Here is a 16,650-nt window from a genome sequence, read left to right as displayed (position 1 = left end):
AGCAGGAACAACTGACCGCTCAGCCGTGTCTTGCACACGTTTGAGTATGAGAAAGGTAGCAGGACGAAGTTATGTCCACTGGACAGCAGGTATTGGACGAGGCTGATGGGGCTCAGATCAAACAATTAGATGCCATTGTTATTGGGGCCGGCTTCTCAGGGTTGTATATGCTCTATCGTCTGCGTGAGCTTGGATTTTCAACACGGGTCTATGAAGCCGCCGAGGGGATTGGAGGCACCTGGTACTGGAATCGCTATCCCGGCGCACGCTGCGATAGTCCAAGCGTGCATTACTCCTATTCATTTTCGCCCGAGCTTGAGCAGGAATGGGAGTGGAGCGAAAAGTATCCTCGTCAACCCGAGATCCTGCGTTACCTCAACCATGTTGCGGATCGCTTTGACCTGCGCCCCGCTATACAGCTCAATACACGCGTGGTATCTGTGGCTTATGACGATGTAACAGAGCGCTGGACGATCCAGACGGAGCAGGGTGAGCGGGTATCCGCAATGTATTGCATTACCGCCGTTGGTTGCCTATCGGCTCCCAACACTCCGAATTTTAAGGGGCTAGAAGCATTCAAAGGTCATATTTACCATACCAGCCGCTGGCCCCATGAAGGCGTTGATCTGAGCGGCAAGCGCGTTGGCGTAATCGGGACCGGCTCCACGGGCATTCAGGCCATCCCCCGCATCGCTGAACAGGCGGCTCACGTAACCGTCTTCCAGCGTACCCCCAATTACAGTATTCCGGCGCACAATCGCGTGTTGACCGAAGAAGAAAAGGCCAGCATCAAGAAAAATTATCGTCAACTGCGCCAGAGTGACCGCCAGTCGCACTCCGGCCTCACACTCAATGTGAATATGCGGTCAGCCCTCGAAGTAACTGAGGAAGAACGGCAGCGCAGGTTTGATGAGGTATGGGCGATAGGAGGCCTGCAGATGCTTGCAGCCTTCTCGGACATCAGTGTCAACCTGGAAGCCAACACCTATATGGCGGATTTTGTGCGCACCAAGATCGGCGAGATGATCCATGACCCTGAGGTAGCCAGATTGTTGATGCCGCATGATCACCCCATTGGTAGCAAGCGCATCTGCATTGATACCGAATACTACGAGACCTATAACCGCAATAATGTGACGCTGGTAGATGTACGGACCTATCCTATTGAGGAGATCACACCAACGGGTCTACGTACCCAGAATGGCGAATATACATTAGATGCGATCGTCTTCGCCACCGGCTTTGATGCTATGACTGGTGCCCTCTTCAACATGAATATTAGAGGAAAAAACGGCCAGTCCCTCAATGAGAAATGGGCGATTGGTCCGCGTACATACCTGGGTCTGATGACGGCTGGCTTCCCGAACCTCTTCATTATTACTGGCCCTGGCAGTCCTTCCGTGCTGAGCAATATGCCTGTCTCCATCGAGCAGCATGTCGAATGGATCAGCGATTGTATGCAGTACATGCGTGAGCATCGTTTCACGAGCATTGAACCCAGGGTTGAGGCTGAGGATGCCTGGGTGGCCCACGTCAATGAGGTAGCTAATCATACTCTCTTCCCGCTGGCGAACTCCTGGTATATTGGAGCGAACATTCCCGGCAAACCACGTATCTTCATGCCATACGTTGGAGGCGTGGGAAACTACCGCGTGAAGTGCCAGGAGGTAGCGGACAACGGCTACGAGGGATTTAGACTTGGAGTCGAAAATGGTCACGAGAGTATAGTGCTCGGGATATAGCTACTGCATCTGTGATTAAAGTTGCCTGCTTTTTATAACTGATTTATTTTGACGCTCTGTAAATACTTTTAAGAACAACCACGAGGAGATGAAAATGACTACCGGGACTAGCAAACATCTTGTCGATCCAGAGATCATGGGGTTGCTTGATATATTGCCTCCTTTGGATCTCACCAATGAGACATTAGCGCAGACACGTGCCATGCTCAGTGAGATGAATGCCCAACTGCTCACGGGGCTGCCTGAATTCCCTGATATTTCTGTCCGCGAGCAGTATATAGCTGGTCCAGAGGGCGCTCCCGATGTGCGTGTGCTGGTATATCTACCTAAAAACGTCCCTACTCCCGTGCCAGCCTTGCTCTGGATTCACGGTGGAGGATATGTCATTGGAAATGCCGACCAGGCGGACCTGCAGATGAAGAGTATTATTTCAGCAACTGGCTGTGCGGCAGTCGCGGTAGATTATCGTCTTGCGCCTGAGACGCCTCATCCAGGTCCGGTTGAGGATTGCTATGCTGCGTTGAAATGGCTCTATACCAACGCCAGTAGTCTTGGTGTAGATGCGAGCCGTATCGCTATCGGTGGTGACAGTGCGGGCGGTGGCCTGACGGCGTGTTTAGCGCTACTTACCCGCGACCGAGGCGAAGTGCCACTCATTTTCCAGCTGCTGATCTATCCCATGCTTGACGACCGCACCGTTACAACAGCAGATCCTCATCCCTACACTGGAGAGTACGTTTGGACACCTCAAGCTAACCACTTTGGCTGGAGCGCGCTCCTGGGACAAGAGCCAGGTGGACCAGATGTATCGCCCTATGCCGCGGCGGCCCGAGCCACAAACCTAGAGGGCCTACCCCCAGCCTTAATCGGCGTCGGCACACTTGATCTGTTTTTGGAGGAAGATATCGAATACGCACGCCGGCTAATCCGGGCAGGAGTGCCCACTGAACTACATATTTACCCTGGTGGGTTCCATGCCTTCCCCATGGTTGCAGAGGCAAAGGTATCGCAGGCATTCATACGAGATTACCTGAACGCACTTACACGTGCGTTCAACCAGAGCTAACCAGCGAGGCTGCCACTCAGTGGCAGCCCCCGCTAATGCTTTGAGAAATAGTATGGCTCACCTGAATTTTTATAGTCCTGTTGGATAGGTTTCTTCAGGTTCTCCTTGTATCCATTGAGGCGTGCATACTAGCGGCTCAAGAGCATGGGTTCGATCCAGATGAATGACGGCGTCGAATTGCTCAGGCAAGGTCGCTTCAAAGTAATGGCTAGCCCGTTCGGTGTAAGGACGATAGACGACACCAATAGCCCGTTCCAGACGAGGCTCCTGTAAGAATGAGCGCGTCTGGTCGGGTGACTGTAGCAAAAGGTAAAAATTGGGAGCGAGAACAAATGAGGCATAATGGAACAGGGATTCGTAGCTTCCCTCCAGGGCGGGGCGTACATGTTTGCGCTCGGCGGGTCGATCCCAGTTTGAAGCCGCCGTCACGGTGCCGGTATAGGTTGTGAAACCAAGCAGGAATGCCTGGGCCTCATAGCGCTGGCGTACCAGTTGTCCAACATTTTGTTCGCCTTCTTTACCCATATATGTTGCGCGAGCATCGCCCAGATGGGAGTTGTGCGCCCAGACGACCACTTTTGTGTGAATATGCTGCCGATCAAGATAGCGCAGCAGGAAATCAAGGGTATCTACCATATGGTGATCGCGAATATTCCAGGAGCGAGCGCCATCCGCAAGCATCGCGCGATAGTATTTTTCCGCATTGGATACCAGGCGTGCATTCTGATCTACATAGAAGGACTCCTCCGAGTATTGGTTAGAAAGGGCAATCAACTGCTGTAACTCTAGCAGTTGCTTCAAGACCTCTTTCTCACAGGATGAATCGAGTTGGAGGCTGGTGAGATAAAACCGAGCATCGCCCCCATAATGCTCAAGACAGGCATAGCGTCTTCTGGCCCGCTCAGCGGCCTCCGGATTGACTTTGCCAAGATAGGAAATCACAGCGTCGACTGATGTATAGAGACTATAGAGATCAAGGCCATAGAAGCCGACCTTTTGCTCTTGATCCTCTAGCATATCATTATGCTGGCGTAACCAATCGACAAAGCGAAGGACCTCTGTATTGCCCCACATCCAGGTTGGAAAGCGCGTGAAAGACGAGAGTGCTTCCCTACCTGTCTTGTCAACTGAGAGACCACGCACATAGCGATTCACGCGGTAAGTATCGGGCCAATCCGCCTCAATGGCTACGGCTGTAAAGCCCTTTTCTGTAATGAGCCTGCTGGTAATTTTTGCTCGTTCTTGATAGAACTCGTGCGTGCCATGGGATGCTTCCCCGATTAAGACGAAGCGCGCATCGCCAATCGTATCAAGCAACTGATCATATGTATGGTGTGACGTTTCAAGGGGAATGCCCGTAGCTTGAATTGCCTGTATAACAGGTTGATCATAATGTTGCGACATAGTTGTGCCTATGATCCGTCTCTGGCTATGCCATCTATAACGTTTCACTAACTGTCATAGTAATAGTCACGTAGTAAAGCATTTCAGGTTTCGTTCAATAGCGTACAGACGCATCCAAAGTGTGACAATCCTGGTTTGATGGAGGGAGAATAGCGACTAAGTAAGGGATCTCTACAAAAAGGCAAGAGCAGCTCGGCTGCTCTTGCCTTTTTCCTCATCCATATTTGAATGCGGGATACGTATGTTTGTGTTTCCTGAGCTCTTGTTAGGGGTGTGTTTGGTCTGCAGCTCGCCTGTTCGATGCCAGCTGCTTCCAGTCGAGGCTATAGGTCGGGGTAGCATACCCAAGAAAATTGCCCATGTCGAGCATGAGTTTTAACTCACTGGTCTCCAGATCCGGTGCCATGGCAGTCACAAAGCGATGGCCATCGCTGGTTTCTACCAGGGCCCAACACACGATAGGCTCAGTAAAGTATCCAGGTTCGCCCTGTGCTGGCTCTTCTTTCGTACCCCAGACGGCTCCCCAACCTGGCTGTGCAGGCATAATCTGCACAATAGTGAGTTCCTCTTCTTCGATGGCAGGCAGTTCTATTCCTTCGAGTTCTTCGATTGGTTCCATGTTTTCCTCCATTTTTCTTTTTTGTCGAGCTTTTAGTGGCTTTTTAAATCAATTGCCAGCTCTTTATCTGCGTCTTTCTCACGGTTGCTGCGAGCAGCCCTTCAGAAAAGTTCTCTCGCAGTTGCTTACACGTTCCTGAGCAGCAAATATATTCAAGCGTTGGATGGATGGAAGGAGAGAGACCTGCGAAAAGGTAACAGTCAGGACAAAGAGGGTTTCATCCTGGACGACGTATTTCTGTTAGTGGTGCCATCGCTTCATCTGCTGGCCTTACACATCGGCGTCGTCCTGCTGAATCTGTACCATGGTTTCTAGTATGATGCACTCTTTCTCTATTGGACATGCATGCATCAAAAAAGGGCTATCATCTTCCCAGTTCCACCGTAGGGCATTGTACCCCGGTTTCCAGCTATACGTCAATGCGATAACGAGATCTCCTTGACGTATAGCACAGGAGACCGTGTTCTATGTGGGAGGGAGCACGGCCTCCATTGCAGAGTGCCTCTGTTAACAGAGATGAGGCTCTGCCATGAATGAAATGGCGCTTATTCCTTTGGTACACCATTCTCGTGATCTCGAAAGAAGGAACGCCAGGGGCCGCTGCCGAGCATGAAGGGTTGCATGAGTGCTCGTTCGGCCTGGACTGTGTGATTCAAATCGTGAGCCGCCCATGTATGAAGCAGCTCTGCCAGAGTGACAGTGCCTAGCTTAGGATGCTGTGTGGTCCGCCCCAGGTCCTCATCCTTTACTTGCTCGAGCAGGGCAAGGCTTTCCTGACGCAAGCGTGCGAACGTAGCCGCAAGTTGCGCGGGCGTCTGTGCATCCACCTCTGCGTGCTGCTGGTGTGGATCGAAATCAGCTAAATTCTGGCCCGCCAAAAAAGCGCGGAAGCGGACAGGAAAGAGCAGGCGTTCTGCGTCCAGTAAATGCTGCAAGCAATTGAGCGCTGACCACTCCCCTGTGGCCGGTGGGCGTGTCAGCAGACCAATGGGAAGGGTACCGACCAGCCGTTGCCAGCGCTCTGGTGTGGTGGAGAGGATAGCGTATATGTCCTCTAACAAAGCATTCAATGAGTGCCTCCTTTTATCTAATCTTTTACCTAAAATAATGAGCGACAGTTATATGCCATAAAACACATTTTTACAGGTATATCCGGAGCACTTCAATTATACCATACAAAACGGCCAGCCTGCTTTACAAGCTGGCACTCTTTTTTCAGTTGCAGGTTGTGCAGCTCATAGGAAATATAGCATGCACAACTTTGTCGCAATTCGTGAGTACTGGAATACCTTTATGTCGTAATTTCCAATTGACAGCGCTATAAAGTGCTGGCTACACTCAATGGTAGCCGGGTAACATCGCATTGCAGCCTTTTACCGGCCTGCATAGAAACAGGGAAGCGTTGGTTCAGGGACGATATAATGCAAACAAAGAAGTTGTTAGATAGTACAATAGCGAATAGACTCGATGTTATCAACCTGGAGTGCGTTCGCGCATGCATTATTTCTCGCCTCTCCGCTCCCTACCTGTTCCTGTGCTGAACGCAGAAGGCTTGTCCATTATAGTGCTCAGTCACAGAGAAAAAAGGAGCATGAAGATGCCAAAACCGATAGCTTTGCAATTGTATACTGTACGCCGTGAGGTCGCGAACGACTTTCAAGGAGTCTTGCGCAGGATCGCGGATATCGGCTATGTTGGCGTGGAAGGTGGCCTGGACTTCTTCTCCGAGGAACAAAAGGATCGCCTGCGCTTCATCAGCGATCTTGGCTTGCAGCTGCCGAGCGTGGGGTTAGGGAAATTACCTGTCGATGAGTCAAGTCAGCGACTGATGGAGCGCGCGGCTCAGGCAGGCTGTAAATACGTTATGCTCTCTCAATCTCCTGATGAATTTACGAGCATCGATAGTGTTAAAGCGGTGGCCGAGCGCTTAAACGCAGCCGACGAGGTTATACGCCGCTCGGGTCTAACCCTCTGCTATCACAATCATTGGTGGGAGTTCGAGAACCGGTTCGATGGGAAGAGTGCCCACGAACTCCTGCGTGAATATGTTGTGCCCACAGTCGGCTTTGAACTGGATGTCTACTGGGCGCAGACCGGAGGGGCTGATCCCGTCACCGAGGTCAAAAAGCTGGGTTCGCGTGCGCCCCTTCTGCACATTAAGGATGGACCCGCTGTAAAAGGCCAACCCATGACGGCCGTTGGTGAAGGAAAGGTCGATATCGCTGGCGTCATTCAGGCCAGCCAGGATCATGCCAGCTGGATGATCGTCGAGCTTGATGAGTGCGCGACCGATATGTTGGAAGCAGTCGAGAAGAGCTATACATACCTGGTCAACAAGGGCCTGGCACATGGCAACAAAGGTTGAGGTCGGCGTAGCAGTCTCGTCTCTATAGGGGAGGCCAGCGTATAGTAAGGAGAGGAGCTATTGAACACAGCAAATGACAAAGGAGGAGCGATATGTCAACACATGAAGCCAAAATCTATCGGAAAACAGAGCTGGTAGGAACCTCAAGTGTTGGTTTTGATGATGCTGTGAGGCGTGCCGTTGCGCGCGCGCAAAAAACGCTGCGCCATGTGCAATGGTTCGAGGTCAAAGAGCAGCGAGGCCGCATCGATGAAGGCAGCATTGAGTACCAGGTCACAGTGGAAATCGGCTTTGCCCTTGAATAAACAAACGATCGTCCCCGACGCCCCAATTGGAGCATCAGGGACGAGCTACTCTGCTTGATCAGGTCGCGCCAGTAGTTCACCATCATTAACACCTTTCATAATGGTTGGCTGGCAAACAAAAGCCAGATAGCTGTTTATGGTTGATGGAAAACGAGCTTATAATTGCCAATAAGCACGTGATCACCATCCTCAAGTATATAGGGGGTCTTTTCTTTGATCGACCGCTCATTGATCATGGTGCCATTGGCACTCTTTTCATCATATAGTACAAAATGATTTTGCTCATAATGGATAGAGGCATGATGGCGAGAAACTAATTTATCTTGTAGAAGTGAAATGTTATTATTGGGTGTTCGACCGATAGTATTTTTTTGAGTATCTAACTGATATTCTTGTACAATCTCACCTGCGCTTGTATATACAATAAGGCGTGCAGAAGCCTGGTTAGCCATTTGTTTCTGTTGATGCTGGTGGGGCAACGGTTGTGAATTTCGGAGCGCAAGACCACAATTCCAGCAAAAATTATCTATAGAGCGAATGCCTGCCCTGCAAGCAGAACATGTATCGCTTCCCAACGTGGTTATAGGATCATCCATATATTGCTCCTTTCCTTTTGCTCGAAGAAGGTACACATAGAGCATAACATCTTTTATTATTATTTACAGCCTTCTCTCACATCCTATCCATTGGCGCGACTCAATATACATAATCCCCTATGCTGAGAGCATAAAAAACCTCTTCACTCAAATCATTGTACTATGGTAGGTTTGTGATACAAACAAGATAGTGAGAAGGAACATATAATGGAAATTGCGGTACTTTATGATATTCAAGAATGATAACTGTTGTTAGGATAATAAAGAGAGGTTAATGAGATGACCGATGCAAGTATGCTAGCGGGCGCTTTCTGGGTGCGTCCGGCGAGGATGGAAGACCTGGAAGCGGTCGTGCGGGTGCAGAACGCGCAGGAGATGGCGGATTTTGGGCGCTTACTCTCGAATGGGGAGAGCCTCAAGCGGCTCTGGCAAGGAAGCAAGCTTGACCTCCAGGCGGATACATGGGTTGTGGGCACGCCCGATGGAGGCATCGTGAGCTATGCCAGCGTCAGGGGACGTGGGCAGGTGCGGCTCTTCGCCAGCGTGTGGTTGTTACCGGAGTATAGCGGACACGGCATTGGCAGGTATCTTCTGCGGCGTGCTGAGGAGCGAGCCGGTTCCTGGGTTGTCGAGGCCCCGCCAGGAGCACGCGTCACCATGGGAGCCAGCTGGATTGGCGAGCGTAACCAGCGGGCCCAACGCCTGCTGGAGCATGCCGGGTATGAGAAGATTTATAGCTTCGCCCATATGGATCTTGAGCTTGATGAGCCGTCAGCACCGCTGCCCGTTGATGGGGAGATCGTCATACGCGCATTCAGTCCAGGCGACGATGAGCGGGCGATATATGCCGCCGACGAGGAGTGCGCACGTGACGAGCGTGGGCATGTACCTGAGACCTTTGAGGCGTGGCGGCAGTGGCATATCTCAGACACAACTCTGCTCTTTGTTGCCTGGGATGGGAGCGAGGTCGCCGGCCTTGTGAGCGGGAGCCAGGGATTCATCGCACACCTCGGAGTCCGGACTCGTTGGCGCCGGCGTGGGCTGGGTATGGCGTTGCTCCGACATATTCAAGGGGAGTTCGCGCGCCAGGGCCTGCGTCTGATGAAACTGAATGTGGATACGCTCAGCTCAACAGGTGCATGCCGGCTCTACGAGCGCGCCGGAATGCATACCCGCTTTTGCTACCACACCTTCGAGAAAGAGCTACGCGCCGGGCAAGATATCCGCTTTTGATACTCTGATTTATGACCCGTTTTCGAGACTTTTTACCATACGCAAATGGGGTTGGTGATAAATGAGGGTCTTTTGAGTGCTGATATAGTGCAGGTGTTGATACAAGGACAACGCCTGTTCGTTTTCTTGCGCGACATTCAACGCGATTTTGTGATAGTGTTGTTGGCGTCCCTGCTGCTCCGCAGCTTGCAACAGGCGCGTACCAATCCCTTTGCGGCCCCAATTAGTGAACACCGCCAGTGCATCAACATACCATTCGTCGTCGTTCGCCTCATGTTCGAGCCGCCACCCAATAGCAGCATTGAGTCGTTCCTCGTCTCGACCTCCAAAGCTCAAAACGAGGCCAACCACCTCTGAACGGTGCTCGGCAACCTGGATATATTGATAGCTAAAACGATTGCCCTGCTCGCGAAAGAAATGCTGTAAACGTTCGCCAAAGCGATTCTCGGTTTCTTCGGGTAGTGGATAGGGTACCTGTCTATGATTGTAGGCTGAGTAAAGGAGAGCCGACGCCCTCTCGGCGTCGTTTGGCTGTGCGGGCCTGAGCTGGATATCTTCATTCATAGTGGTCAGTTATTTTCTCTTGATGATATGACGGTTCTTGTTCTCTGCCATTCTACCACATGAGCGAGAACGATTGGCGAGCCAGCGCCAATCGTTTAGTACTCAACTTGTCCCGCACCAACGCAGCACCGCGAAGTTGAAAAAGATTGATCAGTTGCGAGCAGACGGGTGCGCCTATCAGGCAGATGCGCTCGTACGAGTGAAGGTGATAGGCAGATGTCGCACGCCGTAGATAACCGGGCTAACGAGTGGTTGAAGAAGGATATTGCCTACGCGTTTAATATCATGCATCCGGGTAAGGAGTATTTCCATGGCGATCTTACTTTCCAGTCGTGCCAGAGGGGCTCCGAGACAGAAATGGATGCCGTAGCCAAAGGTCAGATGGCGATTGGGTGAACGGTTGATCTCAAAAACGTCAGGATCGGGAAAGTAGGACGCATCACGGTTAGCCGAGGCCAGCATAGGCATTACCCATTGTCCTGCTTTGATCTGTTGGTCATCCAGTTCGGTATCAGCTATACAGAGACGTGGAGCAGTATGGACAGAGGGAAGAAAACGCAGTGTCTCCTCAATGGCGCTGGGGATCAGATCCGGATTGGCACGTATCTGTTCCATCGCCAGAGGAAAAGCATCCAGGCAAAGAAGCAGGTTGCCGATCAGATTGCGTGTCGTATCATTGCCCGCGAGTAGAATCAAGGAACAGAGTGAGATGAGTTCTCCATCGGTTAGTTTGTGTTCATCTATCTCAGCGTTAAGAAGGGCTGTAATCAAATCGTCCTGAGGCTCACGGCGATGTTGTTCCAAAACATGTTGAAAATAGCTGCCCAGTTCTTGTTGGGCCTGTTGTGCTTCAGGTGTCGTAATCTGGAAAAAATCCTCGGTCCAGCGTCTAAATTGCTCCTGATCTGATGCAGGGACGCCCAGTAACTCGGCGATGACAGTAATCGAGAGAGGATAGGAGAGGTCATCAATCACATCCATCTCGCCACGATCTATGACGCGATCCAACAATGCATGGACAATGCGAATGATGCGTGGCTCCAGTTTGGCGATGGTACGTGGCGTAAAAGCGCTGGCTGCCAGATTGCGATACTGTCGGTGGCGTGGCGGGTCCATTGACAACATGTTGGGTCGTTCAAACGCAGACGAGCTTTTTTTTTGCAAAGGATCAAGCCCGCCACGCTCATTTGAAAATGTGGTGTACTCCTGCAATACACGCTGCACGCTGTCATAGCGGAAGACAAGCCATGTCTGACGCGCAGTATTGTAAAACGCAGGTTGCCCCGGCATGGGAGCAAAGCCAGGAAAAAGGGATTGAGCTTGCGTATCCATCTTCTGTGGGGATAGGGTAGGGTTCTGTTCCATGACAGGTACTCTGCTTTCTAAATTGTGGTAAAACGTGTGTATCACAATCTTCGTTGCTGCACCAGGGTCGGACAGGAAGTCTCCATGACTTCTCCGCTGTTTTGATCCTTCTGCAGTACACCGCACGTCTCCGAAGAGTCCGTGTGTGGCCCTCGCCGGGCAAGGAACCTTGTCAAGATATTGATCGCGCTGTTTTCATCACGATCCATGACAAGTCCACATTCCACGCAACAATAGGTCCGTTTCCACAGTGGCATCGGCTTGAGCTCATGACACTGGGAACACATTTTTGACGTGTCGCGTTCGTCTATCATATGAAGCTCTTTCCCATACAACTGGCACTTATAGGTCAGCATTTCGAGAAACATGAACAGCCCCCAATCGTTGTAGACCATCCGATTGAGCCGCTTGTTCTTTTGCTGATGCTCTTTCATGACCATTTGACGTTGCGAAAGATCTCCGACCACAACGGTGCTTTCAACCAGTTTGTGGCTGATCAGATGGGATGCCTTATGCAGGCTGTCCCTCTGTTTCTGGCGTTTCTTTTCCGAAACGCGCTTATGGACAGTGGACAAGTGTTTATAGCGCCTCGATTTCTTGGTGCACTTGTCCCTTTTTGAGCGAATGTGATCGAGTTGCCGATTGTACCAGCGGGCTCCTTTGAAGCCACCAATCGTATAGATGCGCCCTTGCTCATTGATTCCGGTGGCCAGGGTCTTGATTCCCAGATCAAAGGCAATGACACCGTTATCTTCACAGGGCTCTTCTGGGTGTTCAGAGACAAACGACGCGTAATAGTGTCCTCGTGCATCTCGACTGATGGCCACTTCTTTAAACGCCATCGGAGGTTCTTCGGTGAGCTTCGCGATAATATTTGGGTAGCGTTTGTTCTTCCCTTTCCCGCCTGTGGGCAATTCAATCGTGCCATGTTCGACCGTGAGATACATGGCGGGATAACACAGCGTAAAAAAACAATGTCGAGGGCGAACTCTGGGGAATCCAGGCGTTTTCCCCGCTTTGACGCGGGTGAAAAAGGCCTTCATCGCCTTGTCGAGGCGAAAATAGACCTCCTGGAGCAGTTTCCCATAGACCTGACGAAGCTCAGGATCATACTGTTTGCTTTCTCGCAGCGTTTTTTTGGCTTCGTACAAGTTCCATCTGGCTCCATCCCTCTGCTGCATGACCAACCAATTATAGAGCCCTCGGCATTTTCCTTGCATGAATTCCAGAGTGGCAGCATCCTGATCCGAGACCTCAATGCGGATCTTTGTGCAAAGCAGCATCTTTGATCCCTCGTTTATATGAGCGCAAGCCATGAAGTCGGGCACTAAAAACGGTGGTGATCGCAATCAAGTCTTGTACCATCTCTTGTTCGGGTGACAGGGTCTCCTCATTGAGGACAACAATGTCACAATTGTGCCGTGCACAGAACGCTTCAAAGTAGCTATAGCCAAAGCGAACAAAGCGATCTCGATGGGCAATCACCAGACGTCTGACTTGCCCGAGCTCAACCATCTCCATGACCTGATTAAAGCCTTTGCGCTTGTAATTAAGACCGCTACCCACATCTTGCACCCACATAGTGATGGGAATGGAATGGGCCTGACAATAGGTCTCAAGGGCGTTGATCTGATTTTTGAGATCAGGTTTTTGTGCCAAGCCCGAGACACGGGCATACACAATCGTCTGTCCTTGCTCAACCGCTTTGAGTCCTCGGTATTCAAGGTACTGATCGTGCGTGTAATAGCGCCGGTTCGTCGTAGGAGAGCGATGCGCAATCAATTAATTTGCCTTCACGGTCCCATTTCTGTAAGGTATTGGTGGTTCTGCCAATGAGTTGGCCAAATGCTTTCGGTGAATATATATTGTTCATCCACGCATTTTACTATGTTTCAACGCATTTGTAAACACTGTTATCAAGCTCCTCTGCAATCTGATGGCATATATGGATGAGTCTCAAAAAAGAAAAGGGTTGTCTGAATTCAGGTAAGGGCCGCGGGATCTTTGTGCCCATCTGGTTAAAGTATAGCCTATAAGCTCGAGCGTTACCAGCCTAAGAGCGTGTGCCTGGATGATTTAGCGGTATAGTTGAATGTTGCGCAGTTGGAAGTGTAGTATTCTTTCGCGGCTAGCTCGGAGAGAGCTTTTATCCTTTATCAGGAATGTCTCTCTCCTTTCTCGTGGCAAAGACGGTGTCTTAATGATCGGTTGATAAGTGGCGCTGCAGGAACTCTACCAGTCGCTGTTCCAGGTATTTAAGGTGCGCGGGATTGCGTGGCATGTGGCGTGCTTCCGGGAAGATCATCAATTCATAGTTCCCCGCAGATGTTGCCAGGGCTTCGACGAGGCGCATGGTATGGCGGGCATGCACATTTTCGTCCACCAGGCCGTGTACCAACAATATCTTGCCAGCCAGTTTTTCGGCGTATGGTAACACTGAACTGGTGGCGTAGCCGGTGGCATTGGTGGTTGGGTGCCCCATATAGTGCTCGGTATAGTAGGTATCGTATCCTTCCCAGAAGGTAACTGGTGCGCCAGCAATGCCTACCTTAAACACCTCCGGCGCCCGCAAGAGCGCTCGGCACGTCATATAGCCACCATAGCTCCATCCATAGATGCCCACGCGCTCGCTATCGACGTAGGGTCGGCTACTCAGGAAGTGTACACCCTCCACCTGATCATCAACTTCGAGCTGCCCCAGAGAGTGCGCGATCGCTCCCTCAAAGGCCAGGCCACGATGTGCGCTGCCCCGGTTATCGACTTTCAAGACGACGAAGCCCTGTTGGGCCAGGTATTGCGCGCGCAGGTCCACAGTGAGCGACCAGGTACTGGTCACGGTCTGCGCGTGAGGGCCGCCATAGACCGAGACCACCAGCGGCCGTGGCTGACCTGCGGTGCGTGTATGTTCTGAAGCATAAATTGCCGCGTAGAGTACCGTGCCATCACTTGTGCGGAAGCTAGTAATCTCCGGCACGTACAGTCCGAGCGAAGCGGGCGTGACTCCCTCGCTCTCAAACAGCACTTCCTGTTCTTCCCCATCTTGCAGGCTGCGCAGCGTCAGGCGAGGCGGCTGCTGAGGACTCTGCCAGGTATCGACGAAAAAGCGGTGGTCAGGCGAGATGATTGCGTCGTGCCAACCCGACTCCTGCGTCAGGCGCCGCAGGGATCCGCCATCCAGCGAGACAGCATAGAGATGCCGTTCCAGTGGGCTCTCCCTGGTACCCTGGAAATAGACAAGACGCTGATCCTCATCAACTGCTACCTGGCCAGTCACCATCCATGGTCCCTCGGTCAGTGTCCGTATCTCGTGTCCGTCGCGATCATGGAGTGAAAGATGGCGAAAGCCAGTGCGCTCGCTTGACCAGAGAAATTCACCCGAGCGCAGGAAGCGCAGGTCATCGTGAAGATTGAGCCAGGGCTGTCCCTGTTCCTCAATCAGCGTCGTGGGCGCGCCACTTTGGGGATCGAAGGCCAGTAGCCGCTGAGAACATTGATCGCGGGACTGAAGCAATGCAACCAGCATGCCATCGGGTCGCCAGGTTACACGTGCCAGATAGATATCATCATTTGTACCCAGGTCCATCCATGTGACATCCTCCGGGCGTCCATCCACCGGTACAATACCCAGTTGAACGGCGACATTCTGTGCGCCCGCGAAGGGATAGCGATGTTCCTCCACGGCTACGTGTTCCGTTCCCTGGTGCATGATAGGATAGCGAGGAATATGGCGACTATCGACGCGCACGAACGCCAGCTGTGTGCCATCCGGACTCCACCAATATCCATCCGGGCGATCCATCTCCTCCTGCGCGATATATTCTGCCAGGCCATTGGTCACGCCATCCAGCGCGCCGCTGGTAAGCGTTTGTAGCTGTCCAGCCCCATCGGTCGTGATAACGTGAAGCTCACCGGAGCGCACGAACGCTACACGCGACCCATCCGGGCTGAGTCGCGCATCGAGCGCCCCCTCACTGTCCGCGAGTGGGGCCAGGCTTTGCTCGCCGCGCGCGATATAGAGCCGTCCATCAAAAGGGATCAGCAGGACCAGTGGTGCCCCCTCGGTGGCCCGGGCGAACTGGTAGCTGGTGACGCCGGAGGCACGTTGGCGGCTTCGTTCGCGGCGCAACTCCTCCTCAAGGGAGATCTGACCTGTAGCAGGCGATGCATCACCAGACAGATTCGTGAGCTGCCGTCGTTCCTTGCTGTCTAGATCGTAGCTCCATAATTCTTGAGCAAGCGAACCTGCCGCTCCCTGGCGATAGGTAACCTTCTGGCCGTCGGGAGTGAACGCGATGCCGTTTGGTGCGTCCATGCCCGGACGCGGATATCGTGCGACGTCCTCCAATGATAACTGACTGTCCATTATTTCTCTCCTCCTGTGAAATCCTTGTGTTCAGTGGCGTTATCGTGTTCGCTCATGCGTTATCCTTTCTGCTCAGGCTTGATCACAATATCTATTAATAAGAATTTCAGTGTAACCCGTTCTTGCATGTATTTGCAAGGCGGACGATGGGTGGCGTGTATCATTTAGCGCGTTCGCAGTGGATCTGGTCAATAAAAGCATAGGAGCTGAACTTATTTTTTTTCGCAGTCATCACTCACACTGCTTATCACGTGATGGAGCGCCATACCCACGATCTTCCTACTATTCTGGCTAAGCTGCTATAATATGCTTCAGGAGAGCGCCATGCGTTAGCCTCCATCCATTTTCTATATGAGGAGAACCTTTCTATGGCCTATCGATTACCACCTTTGCCGTATGCATACGATGCGCTGGAACCCTACATTGACGCTCAGACGATGCATCTCCATCACGACAAACATCATCAGGCGTATATTGATAACCTCAACGCGGCGTTGAAAGACTACCCACAGTTCGACAATCTGACGATAGAGGAACTACTGCGACATATTGACGATGTACCGGAACGGATCCGTACAGTGGTGCGTAACCAGGGTGGTGGACACGCTAACCATCAGTTATTCTGGAAGATTCTACGGCGTAATGACGGCGCCCGCCCTACAGGAGACCTGGCAGCGGCCATAGAAGATAATTTTGGCTCGTTCGAGCAATTTCAAGCGACATTTGAGGAGACCGGCCTCAAGCATTTTGGCTCCGGTTGGGTCTTCCTTGTTGTCGATCCGGCAAGCGGCAAGCTCCAGGTGTTCTCGCGCCCGAACCAGGATAGCGTGCTGCTAGAACACAAAGCCGCCCTGCTGGCGAATGATATATGGGAACATGCGTATTACTTGAAATACCAGAATCGCCGCGCCGATTATCTACGCGCATGGTGGAATATCGTCGACTGGGATGTTGTCGCACGCCGTCTGGAGGGCATCAGGGCCGGCAAGTCTCAGCTCTAATGTGTGTTCGCGGGACCAAACAAGGGA

14 protein-coding genes and 1 pseudogene are annotated in these 16,650 nt (G+C 51.9%); 6 read left to right on the top strand and 9 right to left on the bottom strand.

All coding sequences use genetic code 11. The annotated features are described in order from the left end of the window. The first annotated feature begins 71 nt into the window (after positions 1-71). Together EL645_RS27860 and EL645_RS27855 are read left to right on the top strand one after the other, a co-directional pair. Positions 72-1,742, top strand: a complete 1,671-nt coding sequence (locus EL645_RS27860) for a flavin-containing monooxygenase (RefSeq protein ID WP_126554717.1) — start codon at positions 72-74, stop codon at positions 1,740-1,742. Positions 1,743-1,836: 94 nt separating this feature from the next. Beyond that, positions 1,837-2,808 (top strand): alpha/beta hydrolase, encoded by a 972-nt coding sequence (locus EL645_RS27855; protein WP_174845324.1) that lies wholly within the window; start codon positions 1,837-1,839, stop codon positions 2,806-2,808. Between the two features lie 69 nt (positions 2,809-2,877). Here the strand turns inward: EL645_RS27855 and EL645_RS27850 are convergent, their stop codons facing one another. The 3 genes from EL645_RS27850 to EL645_RS27840 form a co-directional block, all read right to left on the bottom strand. Next, positions 2,878-4,212, bottom strand: coding sequence for an erythromycin esterase family protein (locus EL645_RS27850; RefSeq protein WP_126554715.1), 1,335 nt, complete (start codon positions 4,210-4,212; stop codon positions 2,878-2,880). Between the two features lie 265 nt (positions 4,213-4,477). Then, entirely contained in the window at positions 4,478-4,831 is a 354-nt protein-coding gene (locus EL645_RS27845) for a hypothetical protein (RefSeq protein WP_126554713.1), read from the bottom strand. A 545-nt stretch (positions 4,832-5,376) separates the two neighbouring features. Further along, on the bottom strand, positions 5,377-5,901 hold the full coding sequence (locus EL645_RS27840) for a DinB family protein (protein WP_161977757.1): 525 nt from the start codon (positions 5,899-5,901) through the stop codon (positions 5,377-5,379). A gap of 527 nt (positions 5,902-6,428) precedes the next feature. On the opposite strand from EL645_RS27840, the gene EL645_RS27830 reads away from it, so the two are divergent. Both EL645_RS27830 and EL645_RS27825 read left to right on the top strand, forming a co-directional pair. Next, complete coding sequence (locus EL645_RS27830; protein WP_126554710.1) at positions 6,429-7,196, top strand: sugar phosphate isomerase/epimerase family protein; 768 nt, start codon at positions 6,429-6,431, stop codon at positions 7,194-7,196. A 92-nt stretch (positions 7,197-7,288) separates the two neighbouring features. Next, a complete protein-coding gene (locus EL645_RS27825) occupies positions 7,289-7,501 on the top strand; it encodes a dodecin (protein ID WP_126554708.1) in 213 nt (70 codons plus the stop codon). Between the two features lie 134 nt (positions 7,502-7,635). On the opposite strand, the gene EL645_RS27820 is transcribed toward EL645_RS27825, so the two are convergent. Further along, positions 7,636-8,097, bottom strand: a complete 462-nt coding sequence (locus tag EL645_RS27820) for an FHA domain-containing protein (protein WP_161977754.1) — start codon at positions 8,095-8,097, stop codon at positions 7,636-7,638. A 279-nt stretch (positions 8,098-8,376) separates the two neighbouring features. Between EL645_RS27820 and EL645_RS27815 the strand changes: the two genes are divergently transcribed. Further along, positions 8,377-9,330 (top strand): GNAT family N-acetyltransferase, encoded by a 954-nt coding sequence (locus EL645_RS27815; protein WP_126554705.1) that lies wholly within the window; start codon positions 8,377-8,379, stop codon positions 9,328-9,330. A gap of 9 nt (positions 9,331-9,339) precedes the next feature. Here the strand turns inward: EL645_RS27815 and EL645_RS27810 are convergent, their stop codons facing one another. The 5 genes and pseudogenes from EL645_RS27810 to EL645_RS27790 form a co-directional block, all read right to left on the bottom strand. Beyond that, positions 9,340-9,894 (bottom strand): GNAT family N-acetyltransferase, encoded by a 555-nt coding sequence (locus EL645_RS27810; protein ID WP_126554704.1) that lies wholly within the window; start codon positions 9,892-9,894, stop codon positions 9,340-9,342. Positions 9,895-10,071: 177 nt separating this feature from the next. Then, positions 10,072-11,259: a cytochrome P450 gene (locus tag EL645_RS27805; RefSeq protein WP_126554703.1), complete on the bottom strand. Its 1,188-nt coding sequence runs from the start codon at positions 11,257-11,259 to the stop codon at positions 10,072-10,074. Positions 11,260-11,300: 41 nt separating this feature from the next. Then, on the bottom strand, positions 11,301-12,542 hold the full coding sequence (locus tag EL645_RS27800) for an RNA-guided endonuclease InsQ/TnpB family protein (protein WP_126554701.1): 1,242 nt from the start codon (positions 12,540-12,542) through the stop codon (positions 11,301-11,303). After that, positions 12,514-13,132 (bottom strand): annotated as a pseudogene (locus EL645_RS27795) (IS607 family transposase). Before EL645_RS27795 ends, EL645_RS27800 begins: the two are co-directional and overlap by 29 nt. Positions 13,133-13,456: 324 nt before the next feature. After that, positions 13,457-15,622 carry a S9 family peptidase gene (locus EL645_RS27790; RefSeq protein WP_126554699.1) on the bottom strand — a complete coding sequence of 722 codons (2,166 nt, stop codon included), beginning with the start codon at positions 15,620-15,622 and terminating at the stop codon, positions 13,457-13,459. Between the two features lie 368 nt (positions 15,623-15,990). Here EL645_RS27790 and EL645_RS27785 point away from each other — a divergent pair, with 368 nt between their 5' ends. Continuing rightward, the gene (locus EL645_RS27785; protein WP_126554697.1) at positions 15,991-16,623 is read left to right on the top strand and encodes a superoxide dismutase; all 633 of its coding nucleotides are present in this window, start codon (positions 15,991-15,993) and stop codon (positions 16,621-16,623) included. Positions 16,624-16,650: the final 27 nt, after the last annotated feature.

It is taken from the genome of Dictyobacter kobayashii, from assembly GCF_003967555.1.
In the GTDB taxonomy this organism is placed as follows: Bacteria; Chloroflexota; Ktedonobacteria; order Ktedonobacterales; family Ktedonobacteraceae; genus Dictyobacter; species Dictyobacter kobayashii.
Note: the sequence above shows the minus strand (reverse complement) of the source record. Positions and strands in the feature narration are given on the sequence as shown.